This window comes from Caballeronia sp. GAWG1-5s-s (genome assembly GCF_023631445.1).
GTDB lineage: Bacteria > Pseudomonadota > Gammaproteobacteria > Burkholderiales > Burkholderiaceae > Caballeronia.
The window spans coordinates 65,638-86,962 of record NZ_JALQDC010000025.1; the positions used below are offsets into that span (position 1 = coordinate 65,638).

At 60.4% G+C, this 21,325-nt stretch carries 26 protein-coding genes; 11 read left to right on the forward strand and 15 right to left on the reverse strand.

The window, feature by feature from the left end; translation table 11 throughout:
* Positions 1 to 29: 29 nt before the first annotated feature.
* Together NCR34_RS19095 and NCR34_RS19100 are read right to left on the reverse strand one after the other, a co-directional pair.
* Entirely contained in the window at positions 30 to 1,094 is a 1,065-nt protein-coding gene (locus NCR34_RS19095) for a beta-propeller fold lactonase family protein (RefSeq protein WP_250500957.1), read from the reverse strand.
* A gap of 148 nt (positions 1,095 to 1,242) precedes the next feature.
* On the reverse strand, positions 1,243 to 1,782 hold the full coding sequence (locus tag NCR34_RS19100) for a DUF3280 domain-containing protein (RefSeq protein WP_502800113.1): 540 nt from the start codon (positions 1,780 to 1,782) through the stop codon (positions 1,243 to 1,245).
* A gap of 379 nt (positions 1,783 to 2,161) precedes the next feature.
* On the opposite strand from NCR34_RS19100, the gene NCR34_RS19105 reads away from it, so the two are divergent.
* From NCR34_RS19105 to NCR34_RS19115, 3 genes are all read left to right on the forward strand, one after another.
* Positions 2,162 to 2,470 carry a hypothetical protein gene (locus NCR34_RS19105; protein ID WP_250500958.1) on the forward strand — a complete coding sequence of 103 codons (309 nt, stop codon included), beginning with the start codon at positions 2,162 to 2,164 and terminating at the stop codon, positions 2,468 to 2,470.
* Positions 2,471 to 2,475: 5 nt separating this feature from the next.
* On the forward strand, positions 2,476 to 2,847 hold the full coding sequence (locus tag NCR34_RS19110; RefSeq protein WP_250500959.1) for a VOC family protein: 372 nt from the start codon (positions 2,476 to 2,478) through the stop codon (positions 2,845 to 2,847).
* A gap of 199 nt (positions 2,848 to 3,046) precedes the next feature.
* On the forward strand, positions 3,047 to 3,295 hold the full coding sequence (locus NCR34_RS19115) for a hypothetical protein (protein WP_175940735.1): 249 nt from the start codon (positions 3,047 to 3,049) through the stop codon (positions 3,293 to 3,295).
* On the opposite strand, the gene NCR34_RS19120 is transcribed toward NCR34_RS19115, so the two are convergent.
* Positions 3,292 to 3,846, reverse strand: a complete 555-nt coding sequence (locus NCR34_RS19120) for a J domain-containing protein (protein WP_250500960.1) — start codon at positions 3,844 to 3,846, stop codon at positions 3,292 to 3,294. The genes NCR34_RS19115 and NCR34_RS19120 overlap by 4 nt on opposite strands.
* Positions 3,847 to 3,913: 67 nt before the next feature.
* The gene (locus NCR34_RS19125; RefSeq protein WP_250500961.1) at positions 3,914 to 4,240 is read right to left on the reverse strand and encodes a hypothetical protein; all 327 of its coding nucleotides are present in this window, start codon (positions 4,238 to 4,240) and stop codon (positions 3,914 to 3,916) included.
* 93 nt (positions 4,241 to 4,333) lie between these two features.
* Here NCR34_RS19125 and NCR34_RS19130 point away from each other — a divergent pair, with 93 nt between their 5' ends.
* Positions 4,334 to 4,876: a phosphonate degradation HD-domain oxygenase gene (locus tag NCR34_RS19130; RefSeq protein ID WP_250500962.1), complete on the forward strand. Its 543-nt coding sequence runs from the start codon at positions 4,334 to 4,336 to the stop codon at positions 4,874 to 4,876.
* Between the two features lie 788 nt (positions 4,877 to 5,664).
* Here NCR34_RS19130 and NCR34_RS19135 read toward each other — a convergent pair.
* From NCR34_RS19135 to NCR34_RS19150, 4 genes are all read right to left on the reverse strand, one after another.
* Positions 5,665 to 6,351, reverse strand: coding sequence for a M35 family metalloendopeptidase (locus tag NCR34_RS19135; protein WP_250500963.1), 687 nt, complete (start codon positions 6,349 to 6,351; stop codon positions 5,665 to 5,667).
* A 9-nt stretch (positions 6,352 to 6,360) separates the two neighbouring features.
* On the reverse strand, positions 6,361 to 6,873 hold the full coding sequence (locus NCR34_RS19140) for a PAAR domain-containing protein (RefSeq protein ID WP_250500964.1): 513 nt from the start codon (positions 6,871 to 6,873) through the stop codon (positions 6,361 to 6,363).
* The gene (locus NCR34_RS19145; protein WP_250500965.1) at positions 6,873 to 7,439 is read right to left on the reverse strand and encodes a PAAR domain-containing protein; all 567 of its coding nucleotides are present in this window, start codon (positions 7,437 to 7,439) and stop codon (positions 6,873 to 6,875) included. The genes NCR34_RS19140 and NCR34_RS19145 overlap by 1 nt, the downstream gene beginning before the upstream one ends.
* Positions 7,440 to 8,077: 638 nt before the next feature.
* A complete protein-coding gene (locus tag NCR34_RS19150) occupies positions 8,078 to 8,494 on the reverse strand; it encodes a DUF2513 domain-containing protein (protein WP_250500966.1) in 417 nt (138 codons plus the stop codon).
* 202 nt (positions 8,495 to 8,696) lie between these two features.
* Between NCR34_RS19150 and NCR34_RS19155 the strand changes: the two genes are divergently transcribed.
* From NCR34_RS19155 to NCR34_RS19165, 3 genes are all read left to right on the forward strand, one after another.
* Positions 8,697 to 9,437 carry a hypothetical protein gene (locus NCR34_RS19155; protein ID WP_250500967.1) on the forward strand — a complete coding sequence of 247 codons (741 nt, stop codon included), beginning with the start codon at positions 8,697 to 8,699 and terminating at the stop codon, positions 9,435 to 9,437.
* A 399-nt stretch (positions 9,438 to 9,836) separates the two neighbouring features.
* On the forward strand, positions 9,837 to 11,231 hold the full coding sequence (locus NCR34_RS19160) for a DHA2 family efflux MFS transporter permease subunit (RefSeq protein ID WP_250500968.1): 1,395 nt from the start codon (positions 9,837 to 9,839) through the stop codon (positions 11,229 to 11,231).
* A 104-nt stretch (positions 11,232 to 11,335) separates the two neighbouring features.
* Entirely contained in the window at positions 11,336 to 11,902 is a 567-nt protein-coding gene (locus tag NCR34_RS19165; RefSeq protein WP_248322784.1) for a transglycosylase SLT domain-containing protein, read from the forward strand.
* A 120-nt stretch (positions 11,903 to 12,022) separates the two neighbouring features.
* Here the strand turns inward: NCR34_RS19165 and NCR34_RS19170 are convergent, their stop codons facing one another.
* The gene (locus NCR34_RS19170; protein ID WP_250500969.1) at positions 12,023 to 12,427 is read right to left on the reverse strand and encodes a hypothetical protein; all 405 of its coding nucleotides are present in this window, start codon (positions 12,425 to 12,427) and stop codon (positions 12,023 to 12,025) included.
* A gap of 106 nt (positions 12,428 to 12,533) precedes the next feature.
* Positions 12,534 to 12,869 (reverse strand): hypothetical protein, encoded by a 336-nt coding sequence (locus tag NCR34_RS19175; protein WP_250500970.1) that lies wholly within the window; start codon positions 12,867 to 12,869, stop codon positions 12,534 to 12,536.
* Positions 12,870 to 13,230: 361 nt separating this feature from the next.
* Here NCR34_RS19175 and NCR34_RS19180 point away from each other — a divergent pair, with 361 nt between their 5' ends.
* The 3 genes from NCR34_RS19180 (at position 13,231) to NCR34_RS19190 (ending at position 15,411) form a co-directional block, all read left to right on the forward strand.
* On the forward strand, positions 13,231 to 13,704 hold the full coding sequence (locus NCR34_RS19180) for a hypothetical protein (protein WP_250500971.1): 474 nt from the start codon (positions 13,231 to 13,233) through the stop codon (positions 13,702 to 13,704).
* 450 nt (positions 13,705 to 14,154) lie between these two features.
* The gene (locus tag NCR34_RS19185) at positions 14,155 to 15,051 is read left to right on the forward strand and encodes a putative bifunctional diguanylate cyclase/phosphodiesterase (protein ID WP_350029443.1); all 897 of its coding nucleotides are present in this window, start codon (positions 14,155 to 14,157) and stop codon (positions 15,049 to 15,051) included.
* Positions 15,052 to 15,183: 132 nt separating this feature from the next.
* Positions 15,184 to 15,411 (forward strand): hypothetical protein, encoded by a 228-nt coding sequence (locus tag NCR34_RS19190; protein WP_250500972.1) that lies wholly within the window; start codon positions 15,184 to 15,186, stop codon positions 15,409 to 15,411.
* Between the two features lie 52 nt (positions 15,412 to 15,463).
* Here the strand turns inward: NCR34_RS19190 and NCR34_RS19195 are convergent, their stop codons facing one another.
* From NCR34_RS19195 to NCR34_RS19215, 5 genes are all read right to left on the reverse strand, one after another.
* Positions 15,464 to 16,414 (reverse strand): LysR substrate-binding domain-containing protein, encoded by a 951-nt coding sequence (locus NCR34_RS19195; protein WP_248322790.1) that lies wholly within the window; start codon positions 16,412 to 16,414, stop codon positions 15,464 to 15,466.
* Between the two features lie 88 nt (positions 16,415 to 16,502).
* Positions 16,503 to 17,180, reverse strand: a complete 678-nt coding sequence (locus tag NCR34_RS19200; RefSeq protein WP_250500973.1) for an ABC transporter permease subunit — start codon at positions 17,178 to 17,180, stop codon at positions 16,503 to 16,505.
* A 5-nt stretch (positions 17,181 to 17,185) separates the two neighbouring features.
* On the reverse strand, positions 17,186 to 17,923 hold the full coding sequence (locus tag NCR34_RS19205) for an amino acid ABC transporter permease (protein ID WP_250500986.1): 738 nt from the start codon (positions 17,921 to 17,923) through the stop codon (positions 17,186 to 17,188).
* Between the two features lie 37 nt (positions 17,924 to 17,960).
* Positions 17,961 to 18,863, reverse strand: coding sequence for a glutamate/aspartate ABC transporter substrate-binding protein (locus tag NCR34_RS19210; RefSeq protein ID WP_502800114.1), 903 nt, complete (start codon positions 18,861 to 18,863; stop codon positions 17,961 to 17,963).
* A gap of 41 nt (positions 18,864 to 18,904) precedes the next feature.
* Entirely contained in the window at positions 18,905 to 20,245 is a 1,341-nt protein-coding gene (locus NCR34_RS19215) for a hypothetical protein (protein ID WP_250500974.1), read from the reverse strand.
* Between the two features lie 149 nt (positions 20,246 to 20,394).
* On the opposite strand from NCR34_RS19215, the gene NCR34_RS19220 reads away from it, so the two are divergent.
* Positions 20,395 to 21,306, forward strand: a complete 912-nt coding sequence (locus NCR34_RS19220) for a LysR substrate-binding domain-containing protein (protein WP_250500975.1) — start codon at positions 20,395 to 20,397, stop codon at positions 21,304 to 21,306.
* Positions 21,307 to 21,325 lie beyond the last annotated feature (19 nt).

The window sequence follows — 21,325 nt, forward strand, 5'->3', positions numbered from 1 at the left end:
CACAAACCGAAACGGCCGTGCGCCCGGACTCAACGTCCGGTGATGGAGCCCGCGCTCGGCGGATACGTCACGATGCCCCATGCGAGCGGTACATCGTTTATCTGCTTGACGGTCGCGTAGTTCGAAGCGTCGAGCACATAGACCGCGTTCGAACGGCCGCATGCGAGCAGCACCTTCGAGCCGTCCGGCGTGAAGCTGAAGTGCCAGCAACGCTGCCCGATCGGCGCGTCGCTCAAATGCGCGTATGTGGAAGCATCGAAGACTTGCAGCGTCTTGTCGCGAGATGCGGCCACGAAAAGCCGCTTGCCCGATGGATCGAACGACACGCCATACGGTCCGGCTTTCGTATCGACGGTCTTTGCCGGCTTGAGGTCGTTACCCGCGAGCACCATGAACTTGTTTGCGTTCTCCAGCGTGACGACATACGCCTTGCCGTCAGGCGATGCCTTGATGCCGCGCGGACGCGATCCTTTGGGCAGACTGACCGTGCGCACGGGCTGGCCGGTGCCGGCGCGATAGACGGACACCGTATCGTCGCCCTCGTTCGTCACGAGTATGAGCTTGCCGTCGCGCGAGAACTCGACGCCTTCCGTCTCATGGCCGCTCTTGACCGAACGCCTGACCTTCATCGTCTTCAGATCGACAATGGCGATTTCCGCGGGCGGCGAATGCGCGTCGTCGTCATCTTTTGGCGGCTCTCCGGGTTTCCCCGGCGCGCCCGATTCGCCCGGCTCATACGTGACATAAGCCGCGCCGCCGTGCACGCGCACGAACTCCGGATTCTTGCCGATTTTCGCGCGGCGCAGCACGTTGCCGGACGCCGTATCGATCTCGGACAGATCGCCCGTCGACTTGTTCGCGACGTAAAGGCGCGTGCCGTCGCTATTGAGGCTCAGGCCACGCGGACCGTCCTTGCCCACGTCGATGGTTCTGGCAAGCGACAGGCCGTCCAGCTCGATCACGCCGACGCCGCTGCTCTCGCTCGTCACATAGGCCAGCGGCGCGGCCGCGTGTGCGTGGCTTGCACAAAGCAGCAGCGCGGACGCTAATAGCGACGCGAGTGAAAGACGCGTCGCGTTGAAGCTCACATGCATGATCGTCTCCGGCTGAACGTTCTTCGTATCGTTTTAAGGGCGTATTGAACGCCGGCCCCACAGCCAACTTAGCGCAAGACCCCGCGCGCAGGCAACGTTGCATGGCGGGAGAAATTCCCGAAATGCCTAGGGCGATGCGACCGCATGCCTAACGCATGACAGAGGCCTCGCTCGTCAGCAGATCGACGAGTGCCTTTGCGCCGCGCTGCCACGACTGGTCCGTGTTGCCGCGCATATCGACCGAACGCTGAAAGAGCGTCGCGCCGCTATCGACGTCCTCCACGCGGAGATTGATATTGAGGATGAGGTTGCTGATCTTCTGTACCCAACACACGCCGACGCGCGATACACCGAGTTCGCGCGCCACGCGAAGCTCGCAGCCATTGCACGCACTCATGTCCTGCGCGCGTTGAAGCGTTGCAATGAGATCGCTCGCCTGTGCGTTGTCCGTCACATGTAAGGGCGTTTTCTCTCGCAGTTGCTCGCGCAGTGCGTTGCTGACCATCGCGAGGCGCTCGGCCTGTATGCGATTGGTATCCGCATCGTTATAGGCGGCGTTGTCGTCGATCAATGTGCAATCCAGCAGCGCGATGGATTGTTGCGCTCGCAGCGCTTGCGCCTGTCCGCTCAATGGCAGACTACATAGAACGAGTAACGCCAGCATACGGACGAAGGATGTCATGGTCATGGTCTCGATCGTTGCTTGGTGACGCAGCAGCCGACAGCATGCGCCGGTCTGTCGGCTTCTGTCCAACGTTCCGGTGCGCTTGGCGTCGGTTAAGCGCGGCCTAAGAGCGTCGTGGGCGATAGCCCGCGTGCCGACGTGAGCTTGAGCGTGGCATTGGCATAGGCTTTGCAGAATTGCGCGCGCAGTCGATGTGCTCGATTGATGAATATCGCTACCTTCGAAGGACGAGTCGGCGGTCCTTATAACTTTCGAAGCCGATGTCGTGCGACGCCCAGCGGCGGCGCCGGTGCATGCCTTGTCATCGATGCATTCGCCAATGGATTCGTCACGACAAGAGGAGTAAGGTCAGATTGCCGGCATGGCGAAACAGGAGACGATCATGGCCGTCGACCTCTCTACTGAATGGCATGTCTTCGAATACGAAGGCTTCGATATCCACGTGCTTCCGCAGCTAAAGCCCGGGGCTGAACCGGCGCAACGGTACGCCTTCATCGGACATGTGTGCCTGCATGGCGCGAATGCGGACGTGCCTGGAGAAGCCGTTCACTTTCACTCCGATGGCGACGACGCATACAAGACCGCCGCAGACGCTTTAGACGATGCGCGGCACATCGGCAAGAGCATCGTGGATGGCACGCATCCCGACTTGTCCGTGCTGTCTATCGTCTCGCACCATCACCATTCCTGAGCTACATGACGACACCCATCGACGATGCTCGTATCGTCAGTCTCAGCGCAGTCACGCTCGCCACGCACGACATGGCGCGCGCCGTAGCCTTTTATCAGGCGCTGGGCTTTCGCATCGTGCACGGCGGCGCGAACGAGGCGTTCACATCGTTCGCGCTCGGCGACTCTTACCTCAACATCACGAGCGAAACGCATGGCCCCATCTCGTGGTGGGGCCGCATCGTCTTCTACGTGTCGGATGTCGATGCCTTCTACCGCAAAGTGAAGGCACTCGGTATCGAGCCGCAGTTCGCACCGCGCGACGCGCCGTGGAACGAGCGCTACTTTCATCTGACCGATCCCGACGGCCACGAACTCAGCTTCGCGCGCCCGCTTTAATAAAAGCGCTCGCGACCGGTACTGCGCTTTCCTGTTGCTATTACGCCAAACTGCGCGTGCACGCCCCATTCAGGCGTAGAGTTAAAGTGCTTTGTCATGAGTGTGGTGCGTTGCGGCAGGCGTCTTTCGTGGGACCGCTCAAGCGTCGAATGCTTTCGGCCGATATACAGCCATGAACGCCGCATGCAGGAGACTTCAGATGAAATGCGCGAACGAACGATCGCTTCGTTATCTCGTCGAGAAATGGCTTGCGCCGGCAAGCGTGCCGGTCCATGTCAAGCAGTTCAGCCGCACGCGAGCCGATCATCGGCGTTTCGTGTGCGTGGAAACGATGCAAGGCGCAGCGTCGAAGGCGCTGTTCTTTTTCCGTCACGACGACGGGCAATGGTGCGTCTATCCCGCCGCGCCGCGCAAAGAGAACATGCGCACCGAACGACTCGCGGCCTAGAAGCGCAGATTGTTGAAGAACTGAAACCACATCGCCCCGAGCGGGTTCGCTGCATGCGGCTCGTCGGCTTTCGGTTTCTCGGGTGCAAGCTCGGCGGACTGCTCTTCTTTCGCTTCGCTCGTCGCGGGTTCCTGACGTGACTCGTGCAACGCGACGACGCTTTCCGCAATATGACGCGCAGTGGGTTCGTCGCAGTCCTGCCCAAGCAATACGCCGAACACGACATCGCGGTTATGACCTTGCGATGCAAAGCGCATGGCAAGCGCTACGCGTGCCGCGTAGAGCGCCTCACGCTCCGCTTCCTCTTCGCGCATGCGCGCTTCCCAGCGTTCGATTTCTTCCGCGAAGGTTCGGTCGTACACCTCGCGTTGCGCGGGGTCGGACAGGATCGCGTACGCTTCCTTCACTTCCTGAAAGCGGACCCGCGCCGCCTCTTCCTGACCGGCATTGCGATCCGGGTGGCAGCGCATCGCGGCCTTGCGATAAGCGCGCTTGATCTCGTCTTCGGTGGCGTGTTCATCGACGCCCAGCGTTTCGTATAACGTTGCCATGTGCGATCGTTGAGAAGGGACGCGAGGCATCGTAACACGCGAAAAATGGGGACTTTGCGTGACTCGGTTATCGGCGCGTGCGGATGATCGAGTCGAGGCTCGCCGGACCCAAGGCGTCGTAGATGGCGCGCGCCGCACGCAGATGATGCGCGATATGCAGCCGAATCACGACGACCGCCGTCGCGAACAGCCCGAGCGTCGCTAACACGTAGTCGCGCGGGTCGGGCACGAGGCCGAATCGCGTATGCAGCGCGACGAAGACGACCCACGCAAAGGCCGGCGCATGCAGCGTCCAGTGACGCTGCGCGAAGTGCCACGCCAGGCGTCGCACGTCGCTTCGCGCGCGACCGTCCAGACCTGCGAGTTCCGGGCGTCGATGAAAAAGAAACGGCATGATGTAACTCGCTGCGCCATGAGCGCGTCATATTGCGCGTTGATAATGCCGGGCTTCGTTCCATCTAGCATACGCCGAGGCGACTGACTCACGATGGCGCTTTCTCTCGACGATATCCGGCATCTCTTCGATGCCCACGGTTCGATGGCCTACAGCGGCGAACCCGTCACCCAATTGCAGCACGCGCTGCAGACGGCCTGGCTCGCGGAAGAAGCGGGCGCGAGTCGTGAGTTGATCGTTGCAGCGCTGCTGCATGATCTCGGGCATCTGCTGAACTTGCAGGGCGAGACGCCGACCGAGCGCGGTATCGACGATCTCCACCAGTACTACGCGCTGCCGTTTCTGCGGCCCGTGTTTTCCGACGCAGTGCTCGAACCGATTCGCCTTCATGTCGATGCGAAACGCTGCCTGTGCGCGATGGATCCCGAGTATCACGCGCGGCTCTCGGCGGATTCCGTGCGCAGCCTGCAATTGCAGGGCGGCGTGTTTGATAAGGACGAAGCGCGCGCTTTCGTACAGCTGCCCTACGCGCGAGACGCCATGACCCTGCGACGTTGGGACGACGCTGCCAAGGACGCAAGCCGCGTCACGCCGCCGCTTTCGCACTATTTGGGGATCGCGGCGAGCGTTGCGTAGCGTGCGAACGGTGCGACGACCCTTCGAGTAGACTGGGGTGCATGCACGCTGACTACCCATCATCATGCGGCTGCGGGACCAACGCCCGTTTCCCCGACGTTGATCGACCGCGTAAGCAGCGCCATGTTCATCCCAAGTTGCGTGCGACCAGCACGGCGGGCATAGCTGCCGATAAGAGAGGAAGTCGGTGGTGTGGCGGGGCATCCGGTAGAAACGCGGAGTCTAAGTGGAGATGCGGCCAGAGCGATGGACGGGCTTCGAAAACGCCCGCACCGCGCGGGCGAGTCAATGGAGTAGATGGCGCCTTCCAAGGCGGTGTTACTTGATTGCCTTGGATACAGGTGTTACCCGTGGATCGCTGCAAAGCCGGTCGCAACCATCCGGGCAGATAGGGGCGAAGCTTACATAGATCTGCCTTAAGCGCTCTAATCCATCCGCATCACGCGCGACGGGATGCGTTATCACTATTGGTTCATATACGATGTTTGAATCCTTGATTCCAAGTTGAATGAGATACGACTTTATCGCTTCCGATCTTGCGATCGACAATGCTCTAGCATCGCGCTCAGTCGACAAAGCGGGCGCAGAAAGTTCTGCGCCGACTTCCACGTCTGGCCACGTTCGCGCCCGTATTACTACGTCTGCCAGCCTAACCCTGGCAGCGTTCCCGATACTCACTTCATTGAGCGGGACTTTGGTTGAAAAATCCTCATATATCTTGCAAGCGTGAGATGCTTTCGCAAGCATGAATAGGAGCGTCGCCAGCAACAGCCTATTACGGCATAGATTTAACAGCCACATAACTGTAGATCGGTCCCTAAGTCAACGCCTTCGGCGTAGGTAATGTAACAGGCGATAGTATCTGCGTTATTGGCCGTCTTTGTCGGATTCATCTTGCCCCAAATTTGTAGCGCATGCCCGTATCCATAAGCGGTGTCTACGGAGTCGAAAGTATCGGTGAAATGTGTACATTCATGGATCAAGTTCTTAAGTTTGTTTTCACCGTCCAATCTAGCAGCGGCGGTTGTGCAGAAATGGGAGTAAAGGCAAATGATTCGTTTAGAGCTGTCAGGCTTGCATACCGAAGCATCATTGTTTCCGTTGTCGGTGACCGGGACGCAACTCATAGTTTTTGCTCTCTCGTCATCATATCTGAGTATCTTGCCTGGCGTGAGTTCTAACATTGCCGCTTTAAGTCGCGGCAAGCCTGCTATAAGAGCCCGACGAAGTCCTTCGTCTGTTTGACCAAACCACGTATAAACTCGTTCTTTTTCTTTCGACCAATTTCGAGTCAAGGAGACGCAGCGCTCGTCGATCTTATTTACCGCTATATCGCGCAAGTTCATCATCAATCCGCGGAACTGTGCATTCGTCATGTTCGGACAGATGAGCGTATTGTTTATATATACATCGTGTGTGGAACCGTCGATTGTGTTGGTCTCCGACTGTGCAACTTCGAACGTTTCTTGTGCCATTGCTCAACCCTAAAAAATTTCCAATGTGATGGATTCAAGCTGCTCGGTCTTTATGCGTTCCGTGCGACCGGCTCTGTCGGTCATTCCTTCGAAAACGCGGCCCGCATTGCTGCGTATGCGGTAGCGCACACCTGATAACGGCTGGCGCGTTTCATGATCACGGACAACAAATTGTTGATCGTAGATCGGTGTCGGTATGAGAGAGGGCTTCGACGCAGTAGCGGACCCTCTGACAACACGATTGCCGGATTCAAAGAAGAAACTTGCGTCGGCTCCAGCGCGAGCACGATTAACTCCGCACGAGCAACCGATACGATCACCGTCCCGGACGATCTTTACACCTTGGTCAAGCATGTCGTCGCCCGAGCCGAACACCCGGAAAGTGCCTTCGCACCGACCGCACGTTGCATAGCTCAGGTCAAGTGCGACGGGATGACGACCGTCATAGAACGACGACTTTCGGGCGATGATACGGCCACCCGTTGACGTGCGATCACGGTCGCTAACGGCGGCTTTCAGCATTATTGGCCATTCTCCGACACGTGCAGCAGAAGTCGCTGCGCGCCGCTTGTCACCACTCGTCGGGTTCGGCCTTCGCCGTCGGTCATGCCGCTGGCGATGGTCGCACCGTTGGCGATGATTCGATACGCCACACCTGAAAGACCGCGACCAGTTTCCGCGTCGCGTAGAACAAACTGTTGGTCATACGCCTTAGCAACTGATGCCATTGACGCGCCTGCTGCTGACTGCGCCATAAACGGCGACCCGCCGTTGTCCACAATGGTGAATGTCCGTCTCGATTGCTCAGAAATGCGCGGGTTCTCTGCGCAATTACAGACCACTCGGTCGCCGCCCACTGCATTGGGTCGCCCCATGCAATTGATGCGCCGTCCTTCTGCCAGCGGAGCGCCGTAAGTAACCTCGCCGATACACCGGCACACAGAGCAATACGCTTCGTCTCCGATCACCACCATGCGTTTCGGCCCAGCACCTGCGTCGTTAGTACCCCAGAAATGTTTTGCGATGAGGTAGCTACCATCGCCGGTCGTCAGCGGATCGCCGTCTAACGCTGGATAGTAGATGCTCATCTGGCGCCGCACTCCGTTCGTAAGCCAATCGTCGCCAACTTCCGTTTTGTTTTGCCGACTGTTTCCATTTGCATAGTCTTTCGAGAGTCCGCCTCATCGGCGTATTAACGTCCGAGTCCTGCGGGCAGGTGAACAGAGGCCAGCTGGCGCTCGCACGTCGCTACAAGTAATCGAGTCGCTAGAAGGCGACTGGACGGGCAGAACGCTATGCGGGATTTTTTTCAGGATGAATCAGGGGAAACGTCTAGGCAAAAAGCACTGCCACTAAGCAGTCGAATTGCGCGAACGTCTCAGAATAATTCAGTATCTCTGCACGTGGCGCGCGCGGCCGGCGATGAGAGGACGAGGCAGTGGTGTGGCGCGGGAGAACCAGGAAGAAGCGAGTGATATGAAGGTCGCGCCAGGAGTGGCGCGACTACTGGATGCGTTACCGTCTATGGATGCAGAACGGTACTGTGCAATGAGATAAATACATGACGACCGAGAACACGAAGGCGACAGCAACCGCGACGGCCTAGAGCTTCTGCCACCCTTCGCTTGCGTGGTTGATCGCTTCGGCTAGGTGACTCTTTCGTTGATATCTTTTTCGCGTCATAGAAGACTGGTTGGCTGTTGGGTTTGGATCCCCTCGTCACATCTCATGCGGTGAGAACGTGCTTAAGCGCCCAGCCGCCGATTGCCTTGATAGCGTCGAACGTCAGTTCGATTCCCTTGGCCTGCGCCGTTGACTTGATCTGTTCCCATACAGGTTTGGATCGCATTGTATCTAGTAGGTCATGTCCATTCATCGTGAGGCGTGCTCCGAAATCACCCCACGAAAAGTGTCCGTCTGATCCTCGCATGACCTTCAAACCGTCGACGTACCCGTTGTCTATTAGCATTTCGAGATGCCCACAGATCTTAGCTTCCGTCGCCCGATACTCCTCATATTCACGCGTGAACTCCGCTTCCGTCTGACTCGTCCATCTCGGTTCAGTAGGGATGGCAGCGAAGGGGTCGCGGTCTTCTTCGATGTCAGTGAGCTGCTGGCGCAGTAGTTCCCAGTCGCGCTTCATAATTACCTATCCTAATTCTAGTTCGACAAGCGTTCGAAGGTCCGACGTTGATACATAGGGGCCTGACAAATTATAGGCGTCGAATTGTTGCTCGGGACCAGCCATTCGCCCATCGCGTGAGTCGTCGGAGCGCCGGTTGGTTAGGTCGAAATACATCGATAAAACGTTCCATAATGTCGGTATCCTTACTGACCAAAGTGCCATGCAGGTCATTCCAAGAAGCCCAAGGATCGGCTACACCATTCTTCTTCTAACCCTTCTGGTCCTCGCTGCCGTCCCCGAGAAGTACCGTCAAGGATCTGCGTTCGTTGTAAGTCTCGCCACACTCCTTGCTACGGCATATAGCGCTCGCCAAACCGCCAAGAGTGCTAGCGCCGCCGCCAAGAGCGTGGAAGTCTCGACCGCAGCCCAGTGCCCTCGTTTCATTGTTTCTAGCAGCGCACAGGCTTGGGGACGGCAAGAAGCCGGCGGACTCGTGATACATACAGCGATAGAACTCAAGAATTGCGGTGCGACGGCTGCGGAAATTATTCGAAAAAGTTTGACCTGCTCCGTTTTGTCGTCGTCTTTCCCGACCGACGCCGACACTCGAGCTTTGGGAAGTAAACAGCAATCTTTTATGGGTGAAATCATCGAAGGTGGTGACCCTTTGACGATTTCTGTGGAGTTTGGGACGTCCGATTCGGAACCCATGCCGTCAGACACAAAGGTTCTCATTCGTGGGCAGATCGTCTACCGAGATTACCTTGACGAACTTTGGGTAAAGCATTTCGGAGCATGCATCTCTCTTAACCGGGTGGATGTGTCTGTCAACAGACAGATCCCTTCTTTCACCACGGTAACTCTTGAGCGTTGCCCGGAAAATTTGGATCGACGCTACAATCTCACGCGGCGACTTCCTCATGCGCGTGCGAAAGCCGACGCAGCTACCAGTACGAGTTGATGCAGGCCCACTCTCTGTCATATGAAACCTGCACACCATCTCGACGTTCGTTCTGCACGCCAACGCCTAATCACGAAGGGTGACAAACGACCGACGTCATTGCTTTCGTTAGCGCAGCCGCCACGGCATTAGGTGTCGTTACGCCTCTTGCTGCGTCGATTCCTGTCTCCTCTTTCCAGAACGGGCCGGAGCCAAGGAAGCATTGGCGTGTTCAATTAGGCAGATAACAATCTAGGCAATTCGAGTTATTGAAGACAGGGAAATTTTCGATTGGCCGTGGGAGATTGGGGGCGATCACTTGCACTGGGCAGCTGCACTACGGTTTGAATGCCGGCATGCGAGGATTTGAATTCGGCACACGGAAAAACCCTCTTTGCATCAAGGCTTTGGAGCCTCCAAATGAAAGGCGGCAACTTCCGCATCACCGCCGCCGTCGTCGCCAGCGCGCTCTTCATGCAGAACATGGACGGCACGATCGTCGCGACCGCCATCCCGACGATGGCCCGCGATCTGAACGTCGATGCCGTCCACCTGAGCAGCGCCATTACCGCGTATCTGGTCGCGCTGACCGTCTTTATTCCCGCGAGCGGCTGGGTGGCCGACCGCTTCGGCGCGCGACGCGTCTTCATGTGGGCCATCGCCACATTCACGCTGGCTTCCATTGCCTGCGCCGCCGCGATGAACCTGCCACAGCTCCTCGTGGCGCGCGTACTTCAGGGACTCGGCGGCGCCATGATGGTCCCCGTCGGCCGCCTCATTTTGTTTCGCGGCGTCAAGCGCGAAGAATTGCTTCAGGCGACGACGTGGCTGACCATGCCCGCGCTCGTCGGTCCGCTTCTCGGTCCGCCGCTCGGCGGCTTTCTCACCGACGCGCTGTCGTGGCGCAGCATCTTCTGGGTCAACGTGCCGGTGGGCGTGGCCGGGCTGCTGCTGACGTGGCGGCTCTTGCCGCCTTCGCCGCCGGAAGCGCGCACGCCGCCGGACCTGCGCGGCATGGTGCTCTCGGGCGCATCGCTCAGTCTCTTCATGGTAGGGATCGAAAGCGCGGGCCGCCACGTGCTGCCGGACGGCGTGCCGTGGGTATGCGTCGTCATCGGCGTGCTGCTTTTCAGGGCCACGGTCGTGCATTGCCGCAAGACGCCGAATCCGGCCATCGACTTCTCGCTGCTTTCCATTCCGACGTTCCACGCCGCGACCGTGGCGGGCAGTCTCTTTCGCGCGGGTGCCGGCGCATTGCCGTTTCTCGTGCCGCTGACGTTGCAGACAGGGTTCGGCTATAGCGCGTCGGCGAGCGGACTCGTGACCTTTGCGAGCGCGCTCGGCTCGTTCTGCATGCGGCCGATGACCGCGCTCGCGCTGCGGCACTTTTCCGTGCGCACGGTGCTGTGCGCGGGCAGCGTCTCGTTCGCCGCCGTGCTCGCCGTCTGTTCGACGATGTCGCAAGCGTGGCCCGCCAGCGCCATCTTCGCGCTGCTGCTCGTCGGCGGTCTTGGCCGCTCGCTCAGTTTCGCGACGATGGGCGCGCTCGCCTTCGCCGACGTTCCGAAGCCGCGCCTCGCCGCGGCGACTTCGTTCCAGGGCACCGCGCAGCAACTGATGAAGGCGCTCGGCGTGACGGTCGCGGCGGGAACCATTCAGGCCACGATGCTCGTCTCCGGCAGCGCGCAGGCCGAACGGTGGCAACTCGCTTGCGGGTTCGCCGCGACGGCGTTGCTCGTCCTCGCCTCGCTGCCGATGTTCGCGCGCCTCTCCGCCGACGCCGGCCAAGGCATCTCGGCTTCGTCGGCGAAGTAAATTCTTCCGGCTATCGAAACGATTCTTCGCATTTAAGACAAGTGACTGATCGCAAAGGAGATTTTCTGACGATATAATGCAGCACCGCTTACCTCGCTAGACCGATGCGCCGCACATTCTTACTCTTCGCCCTCGTTCTGACCTTCGCGAACACCGCCTTCGCTCAGGCAGAGCCGCTCGCCGCCAGCGACACGAACCCGCAAGAAGTCGTGCAGCAGGACTCCCGCCTCGACGCGGCGCGCCACAAAATCTCCGAAGTCATCACGCGCAAGTTCGGCGTCGCGCGCGAAAAAGCGCAAACGATAGCGAGCGCGGTCATGGCGTCCGCGTCGAAATACTCGCTGCCGCCGGCCCTGCTGCTCGCCATCATTTCAATCGAATCGCGTTTCAAGGAAACGGCCGTCGGTGCGAATAACGCAACCGGGCTCATGCAAGTGGTGCCGTCCGCGCACAAGAAGCTCGTGCGCAACGTGGATCTGACGGAGCCGGAAACGAATATCGAAATCGGCTCGTCCATCCTGCATGGCTATTTGAAATCCGCGCAAGGCGATGTCGACGCCGCGCTCAAGAACTACGGCGGTTCGCGTGCTTATGCGGAGAAAGTGAGTCTGCGAGCCAAGACGTTCGAGCCGGTGGCGGCTGTCTATTCAGCGTCCGCGCCTGCGCAGTAATAGCTTCTAGTTGTTTTTCATGCGCGCCGCCGCGTGGCGGATGCCGCAAAGTTCACGGCGATAAAACCCGCTTGCGCGCTGAGATGCGGCTCTAGCCGCTTCGGTCGTGTTCAACTGCTGTTACTGCGAGTTGTTGCCGTGCGCCATGCCGCCAGGGCTTCTGCTGCTCGAGCTACCGGTGCTGCCGGGGCCACTGCGTTGCATGGTGCCTTGGCCCATGCCGTTGTTCGCTCCGTTATTGCCCATTCCGCTGTTCACGCCGGTGCCGGTCGTGCCGTCGCTGGAACCGCCCATGCCGGTGCCGCCCATGCCGACGCCGCCACCCTTGCCCGACGCGCTCGAGCCCGCACCCGCCGAGCCATTGCCGCCCGCGCCCATCCCGCCTGCCGCTCCTGCGCCGCCACCACCGCCTGCGCTACCGCCGCCGCCTGCACCGCCACCGCCGCCGCCCGCCTGCGCATAAACGCCGCCCGACAAGCCCAACACCAGCGCTGAAACTACCAGCTTCGTCCTGATCGCTTTCATTGCAAGTCTCCAAGAGTTAGCGTGCCGGCCGATGCAGCCAATCCGCCGCATCCGCCGCATCTATCAGGCGCAAGCAACGTGCCGCATCTGCTCGGCGCGCGGCAGTTCAATAACCATAGCCGGCTGGCGCGCACGGCACGTATGCGCGGCGGTAGCCGTCGTAGCAATAACCAGCCGGCGGCGCCGGCTGCGCATAAGCTGGTTGCGCATACGCCGGCTCTGCGTACGCCGGCTGCGCGTAGACCGGCTGCGAGTAGGCCGGCTGCGCGTTAGCGACCGACGTGACCAACGCACCCAGCACCGCGCCGCCGATCAGGGCGCCGATAATCGCGCCGCCATCGCCGCCGCCGTGGCCATGACCGCCGCCGTGCCCATGCGCGGACGCCTGACCGGCCACCGACAAACTACCAATCATCAAAAAGACAAGGGCTGCGCGTTTCATGACTTCTTCTCCGTTCCCGAATGCCGGGTGTATGGACGCATCTTAAGCAGACGCTTTGGAAATATCTGCAGCAGTTGGTAACCGTGCATTTCAACGATTACAAATCCGGGTTCATTCGGATTCCAAATCAACCGACGTAACATGGTCGGCGGAATTTGCCATGCGGTAACAAAGCTTCTATTGACTTCCAACGTTGGCGTGCATTGCGATCGAAACGGCAGTCACGCCGTTGCATTTGCTCGCACCGGTTACGGTTTGTCACGAGATGGCGGTCAACGACGCGCGCCGCCACGGCGTTTTCATCGTCACATGCCGATCATGGCGTGTCCAAAGAAACGCAGGATCATAGGAGTCGAACATCATGAAGAAAATCGTCGCCGCTCTCGCATCCACGCTGCTCGTAAGCACTGTCTTCGCGCAAACGGCCGCATCCGATGCCGCCAAGGCGCAAGTCAAGGCCAATCACGAAAAGGCGGAGGCTCAGGCCACTGCCAACCGCAAGAAGACCGACGCTCAACAGGATGCCGCCAAGGCGCAGGCATCCGCCAACAAGGACAAGGCATCCGCGCAGGACGATGCCAACAAGGAAGCCGCGAAGGTAGCGCAGGCGACCACGCCGGAGCAAGCCTCCGACGCCCGCGGTGATGCCGCCAAGGCACAGGCGAAAGCCGACAAGAAGAAGCACGCTGCACAGTCCAAGGCCGACAAGAAGAAGCAGGACGCAGCGCAAGATGCCAAGGTGGCGCAAGCCAAAGCCGACAAAGAAAAAGTCGAGGCACAAAGCGACGCAAGCAAGGCGGCTGCCGATGCGAAGGTCGACGCGGCGAAGAAGTAAGGGAGGCCGGCGTCAATCGCATCGCGCAATGGGGCGCGTCGGCAAAAGCGTCCCATGCGTTGTGACATCTGGCGAGCCTGCGGGCTCGCTTTTTCCTTGCCGCTTGCCCGACACGAATACGTAAGGGCTTCCACCATCTTCGGCGGTCTCGGGAACCACCTTCTTTGAAACGTCGCGCCGGATCGTGATGCTTCGCGAGTCCCGCCATCGCGATGGCGCCGCGTTGCCGCATGTCTGAACCGACGGTGTTCATCCTTGCTTTACGCGTTAGCCGTTCCCATCCGTAGTCGCGTCGACGAGTGCGCGCTATCGTAGCCGCACCGGCCGTCGAATGAAACAGTCTCGCTTGCGTGTCGTTTCATGCGATGTACGCCATCGTCGGTTATGAGCGTCTCGCTCCTCGAATCGGACGAATGGGAATGGTTGCCTTAGCATAGGATGGCGAAAACGATGCATCGAACTCTTCCATTGCGTATCAACGGACGGGCGTCGCAGTTGGCCTCGCTGCCGCCGCGCTCGTTGCGGACGTCAAATGCGGGCGGCGGCTTGCATCCCATACCGGCGGAAAGGCAAGCTGATGCGCAGCGCGCCCTTCGCATCGAAGCGTTGCTGCCTCACGCGCTGGCCGCTGGCGAATTCGCGCTCGCCTATCAACCCATCATGGACAGTGTCACGCGTGAAACAGTAGGCGCGGAGGCGCTGCTGCGTTGGACTAATAGCGAGTTGGGCGACGTCGCGCCGGCCGAATTCATACCGATTGCCGAAAAGACCGGCTTGCTGAGGAACATCGGCGACTGGGCCTTGCGACGCGCCTGTGCCCAGGCTGCGTGCTGGCGTCGGACCCTCGCGCCGCGGATCGTCGTATCGGTGAACGTATCGGCGGTGCAGTTCGACGAAAGGCTCGTGCGGCATATCATGACGTGCCTCGAACGCACAGGACTCGAAGCCTCCGCGTTGCAACTGGAAATCACCGAGAGCATGCCGATGCCCGATACCGCGGCCATCGCAGCTACAGCGAGGGCGCTTTGCGATCTTGGCGTGAAGCTCGCCGTCGACGACTTCGGGACAGGCTACGCGTCGTTGTCGTACTTGAAGCGATTCCCTCTGCACAACGTGAAGATCGACCGCCTGTTCGTTGCGGATCTGCCGGGCAGTCACGAGTCGATCGCGATCACACGCGCGATCATCGACATGGCGCATGCGCTTCACATGACCGTCACCGCCGAAGGCGTCGAGACCACCGATCAGGCCACGGCCTTATGGGCGCTCGGCTGCGACCTGCTGCAAGGCTATCTGTTCGGCCGCGCGACAAGCCCGGCGGAATTCGCTCGTGCATTGAGCCAATAGACCGCAAGAGCCGGGCATTCACGCAGACCAGAAACAGGCGAAACGATCCGTCCGCACGTTGACCGGTCCGCCGCCAGCATATGCATGCCAATGACAGTGCCTTCGATAAGGGCGCAAATCGGGAGAAAAGCCATGTTCGATGCAGAATTCGTCGCGACGTTTTTGAATCGTTGTGCTAATCATGCAAGCGACGAAGACTTCGACTCATATCTCGGCGTGCTGCGGGAAGGCAATCTGCAGTTCACTCATGAACTCGGTTACGTCGGACCCTGCGACATTCCCAACACGAACGTCTATCGCGCCGAGTCGCTCATTTTCGGCGACGGCTCGCGGGGCATTGCGCGTCGCCAAGCCGGATAGCGACACCGGCTGGTCGCCTTGGACTGCGCTGCAACCGCTTCCGTGAACCGCGCTAGATGAGCACGTCGACCGAGTGCATTGCTCTCTGTATCTCCGGCGTGCTGATCCACGCCGGATCGCGGATGGTGTCGATCAAGCAATCGACAAAGCACTCGGCCGCCGCGCTGCGCGGTTGTCCGGCCCGCGTGATCACGCCGACGATCGAGTCGTCGAGTTGCTCGCGCAGAGGAATCGCGCAGAGCGATTCGCGTGGCGCGCACCGTTCGACGAGCGGCCACGGAAAAATGCTGACCATATCCGTTCTCTGCAGCAACGAGAGCGCAACGGTCAGCGAATGCAGGAAATGAACACTGCGTGGCCCCGGCAAGCCGTGCTTCTCGAACATCGTGTATGGCGCGAGCCCCTCGGTCTCCGGATCGAGTGCGACAAGCCAGTCGGCATCGAGGAGATCAGCAAGCGAGCGGGTCTCGCCGTGTGGATGACCTTGCCGCGCGACGACCGCGAGCGTCGTCAGGAAAAGCGGCTTGAACGCGAACTCCGACGCAATCTCGCCCGGCGTCTGACGCCCGATGTGGATGTCGAGACTGCCGTCGCGCAGGCGCGGATTCGCAATCGCGAGCAATCCCTCGAAGAACTCCAGCTGCACGTGCGGCATGATCCGCCGGAACCGCAGCACGGCTTCCGGCAGAAACGTCATAGCGACCCACGCCGTCACTGCAATCGAGAGCCGTCCGCGTGCCTCGCCCCGCATCGCGTCGACGGCCTGGTGCGCGCGCTCGATCTGCCCAACGATCAGACGCGCGTGTTCGAGAAGGGTCTGCCCGTCTGACGTGAGCGTGACTCCGGACGGCGTGCGCGCGACGAGCCGAAGCCTGAGATCGCCCTCGATCTGTTGAAGGCTCTGCGTGATGGCGGCCGGCGATGCACGGAGCAGGCGCGCGGCGCCGCGCACGCTGCCGGTATCGGCGACAGCGACGAGCGCGCGAAGCTGGTGGATCTTCATGTCTTCCCAAGTCCGGCGTTGTGCCGCGACGGTTTGCTTGTGCGCGCACGGCGAATCGCCGGACAGCGCGTTTGAGCTCGCCAATCGATCATCGCGCAAGCCTTGCTTTCAGCAGGCGAGTCATCGCGATCGATGCCGTGCTCACCAGCCAATACGTCGTGCCCGCGAACAGCAGCATCGGGATGAGCGTGCCGTCGCGTTCGCCGATGGCTGTGGTGCGGCGAAAGAAATCGCCGAGCGCGATCACGTACACGAGCGACGTGTCCTGAAAGATGACGATACATTGCGTGAGCGCGACGGGCACCATCGCGCGGAACGCCTGCGGCAGGATCACATAGCGCATGGTTTGCGCGGGCGTCATGCCGAGCGCCTGCGCGGCGTACATCTGGCCGCGCGGCAGACTGGCGATCCCGGCACGAATGATCTCGCAGAAGAATGCGCCCTCGAGCAGCGAGTAGGCGACCATCGCCGAGATCAGCCGCACGTCGACGCCCGATGGCAAATCGAACAGCGCCTTCAAAGACCGAGGCACGATCAGGAAGAACCACAGCAGCAGCATCACGAGCGGTATCGAGCGAAACAGCGCGACATAGACGTGCGCGCCTGTCTTCAGCAGCCGGACCGGCGACAGACTCAGCACTGCGAGCACCGTGCCCCACGCAAGGCCGCACAGAATGGCAACAAGCGTGATCTGTAGCGTGACGCCCATGCCTTCCAGCAAAACCGATTTGGCGGCGTACACGGCCTGCCAGTCCATCTCGAACATATCGGTCAACTCTCCATCGAACCGGGCACGGTGTTCAGCCGACGCAGCCGGCCCATGCCCCACAAGATCACGAAGTTCAGCGCCACGTACGCGAGCGTCACGCAGATGAACGACTCATACGGCTGCGCGGTGTAATCGACGAGTTGCCGCGCCTGTCCCGACAGTTCGAGCAGACCGATTGTCGATGCCACCGCCGAGTTCTTGGAGATGATCAGAAACTCCGACGTCAGTGGCCCGGCTATCGTGCGCAGCGTCATGGGCAGCAGAACATGTCGATAAGCCTGCGGACGCGTGAGTCCCAGCGCGAGCGCGGCGTGAAGCTGTCCGGGCGGGCGCGCCATCAATCCCGCGCGCACCTGTTCGCAGATGCGCGAACCGGTGTAGACGCCGAGCGTGATCACCGATGCGCTCATGAACTGCACATTCGGCGAGAGCTCCTTGAGCCAGTCGCCGAACGCGGTCGGCAGCCACTCCGGCAGCGCGAAGAACCAGATGAAGAACTGCACGATCAGCGGCACGCCGCGAAAGATCGATACATAAATCGCAGCGGCCGCTCGAGCGGCGCGATTGGGCAACGTACGCATGATCCCGAATGCGACGCCGATGGCCAGAGCGAGCATGAACGCGAGCACCGTCAACACGACCGTGTTCAGCAAGCCCGAGATGAGCCAGTCGAAATAGACTTCTGGCTCGCCCGTCGCCACGGGCTGAAAGAGCACGCGCCAATTCCACGAGTAACCCATCATTCGTCCGCCTTTGCAGAGCGCCCTGTCGTGCTGTTCACGAAGCCGGCTTGTCGCTCGGGTGCGCGAACAGCGCCTGCACTCGCGGCGACATCTGGAAGTCGAGATTGATCTGCTTGGGCGGAATCGGCTGCGTGAACCAGCGCGCGTAGATGCGGGCGGCTAGTCCGGACCTTTGCGCGTCGGCGATGGCCGCATCCATCACGGCCTTCATCGACGCGTCGTTCTTGCGCAGCATGCAGCCGTAGACCTCGTAGGACTGAGGCGTGCCGACGATCTCGTAGTCGTCCGGATGCGGCGACTTCGCGCGCTCGCCGGCAAGCAAGGCGTCGTCCATCATCATGGCTTTCGCGCGTCCCGTCGATAGCATCATGAAGGACTCCGAATGGTCTTTCGCGCTGATGATCTTCATGTTCATCGACTTGTCGACGTTCAATCGGCGCAGGATTTTCTCCGACGTCGTGCCCGCCCCGACGACAACGGTCTTCCCGTCGAGGTCGGCGAAATCTCTGATACCCGCGGACTTTTTGACGAGCAGGCGCGTGCTGATCGCAAAGAAGCTGTTGGAGAACGCGACCTGCTGCGCGCGCTCCGCGTTGTTCGTGGTGCTCGTGCATTCGAAGTCGATCGTGCCGTTCTGCAAGAGCGAGATGCGGTTCTGCGACGTAATCGGAATCATGCGCACCGTCAGTTCGGTGAGCTTCAGTTGAGACTTGATGCGTTCGACAATGAGATTGGCGAAATCGATCGAATAGCCGATCGGCTTTTGCTGCGCATCGTAGTAGGACAGCGGAATGGAGGCATCGCGATAGCCGATGGTGACGGCGTGCTCGATGCGGATCTTTTCGAGCGTGCCGGTGACCGCCGGCTCGGCGGCAAGCGCATCCGCCGTCCATGTCAGCATCAAGAGGCCGGCCGCCCACGAATAGTGTCGTTTCATGCTGATCTCCATGAACCGTGTCGCGTGATGCTCGCGCGCTGCTATCGGCCGCGCGCGCCCGTGATGGGCGAGACGTCGATCACGTACATCTGACGCATGCCTTCGTGTACCGAGTCGATGCAAACGGCCCTGCCGTCGCGACTCCAGCGCGGATGCAGATCGCAGCGGTTTTCCTTCCCGAGGTCGGGCGTCGCGTAGAACTCGCCCACGTCGATGCGCACGCCATCGCGCACGTCGAAAAGAAACAAAGCGCGCTTGTTGCTGTGCGCGTCCGGATAGGTATCCGAGACCAGCCAGCGCGAGTCGACCGGAGAGAACGACATGTGGCCGTTTTCGGTGAGCACGTCGCGGCCCAGCACGGCTACGTTGCCAGCGTCGCTGTCATCGTAGAGGTGGTAGTGAATCTCGCCGGCATGCGGACTCCACGCGATAATGCGCGAGTCGTCGCGCCACAGTGGATGCGAAATCTGATGCACCGACTTTTCATAGTCGAACATGCCGACGACCTTCGGATCGAAAGACCTGCCGATTTGCGGAAGCGGATGGTCCGAGCATTCGAGCAGACGCATGTCGGAACCGTCCGGATTCATCGTGATCAGGCGATGCAGGAAGCAGGTTTCATCCTCCACGCGCTCGGTCCAGCGATGCAGAAACACCACGCGCGACGACGAAGGATTGATCTCGATGTGGCTCACCCAATGAATGGCGTGCTCCATCGATAACTTTGGCCGAAAGCGGCGCAGCGCAGCGTAGCTCACGAGGAGCGTCGCCCCACCTGTCGCGAGATCCATGCGGTATATGCCGTCCGTGGCGGGCGCGCGCAGCATGGTGAGCGGTCCATCGTGCACGCTGTAGCCGATGGTTTCGTGCGTGACGAAAAGACGCCGGTAATCGACGCATAGCGCGTAGCGACTATCAGGCGCCGTTACATAGACGGGCATCGGCAACGCTTGCTTCGCGCCCGTGTCGAGATCCAGGGTCGTGGCGCCGAAGCCCGGATAACGCGCGGACATGTCGCCCGTGCGCACGTTGTAAATGACCTTGCGGCCGGGCTCGCCGTCGAGCCATTGCAACTGCGAGCCCATTTGCCAGTTCCATGCGCCCGTCGTATCGAAGGCGTGAAAGGCCGCATTCTTCTGCAAGTCGAAGCAGCCGACCTCGACTTCGAGTTCCGGTGTGAGCGGCGCATCCATCATGGCGGCCCGATGTGCCAGCACGTATCGCCCGGTGCGGTCCCATGCCGTCTTGTTGTAATAGCCGAAGAAGTGATGTCCCGTGGCATTGCCAAGGCGGCTGACCGTGCACGGTCTAACGAAGGCGGGCGCGGCGGACGTTACGGCTCCGGCTGTCGTGACGGCCGGATTGGCATGAAGCGAATGCATCGGCGATTCCCTTGACGAAAATTAGACGTCAGGATATCGCTGCAACTCGAACCTATAAAATTCGAATTTGTCGCGATGCTATTCAGTTTCGACATAGGCCTCTCGCGCGCCACGCGCGATGCATCTTCGTTCGACAGATTGCGAAACACATGACCCGACCGTTGAATTTTCAGCTCATCCAGGCGTTTCGCGCCGTGATGCAGAAAGGCACCACGACCGGCGCGGCAGCGATGCTCAACACGACGCAGCCTTCCATCAGCCGCCGCCTTGCGGAGCTTCAAAGCTTTTCGGGACTCACACTGTTTGAAGTGCATCATGGCAGGCTGAGACCGACGAGCGAAGGTAAGCTGCTGTACAAGACCATTCAAAAGCACTTCGATGGGCTCGAGAAAATCGAGTCCGTGATATCGCTGCTGCGCAAGTCGGGCACGGGCGCGCTATGCCTCGGCTGCACGCCCACCCTCGGAGTGGGGCTGCTGCCGGAGGTCGTTCGGGCCTTCAGAGCGCAGTTTCCCGACACGTACATCAACATCCAGACGCTCGCCACGACGCAACTGACCGACTTGCTGCGCCAGGATCTGTTCGATCTGATTCTCACCACGGGCAAGCTCGACGAGCACGACTTCGAGACGACCATCGTGAAGACGATGCCCGCCGTGTGCGTGCTGCCGCCGGGGCATCGGCTCGAAACCGAACCGGTGGTGCATGTGCGGATGTTGCGATCGGAGCCGCTGCTTTCGCTCGGCGAGATGGACGACCTCACGATCGACATCGAGAACGTGCTCCTCGCGCACGACATGCCAGCCGAATTCTCGATCCAGACGACCTCGTCGATCACGATCTGCGCGCTGGTGGCGGCCGGCAACGGCGTGGGCATCGTGAACCCGTATGTCGCCAACACGTACGCGGGGAAGTTGTCGATCCGGCCGCTCATGCCGTCTATCGACGTTCCTGTGCGCATGGCCATGCCTTTGCACACGGCTCCGTCTCTGCTCGCGCGCCGTTTCGTCGAAGCCCTCCATGCGCATCTGCATACGCTCGGCGCGGAAGTGTGCGAGTAAAGACGCGGCGCGACCTGTA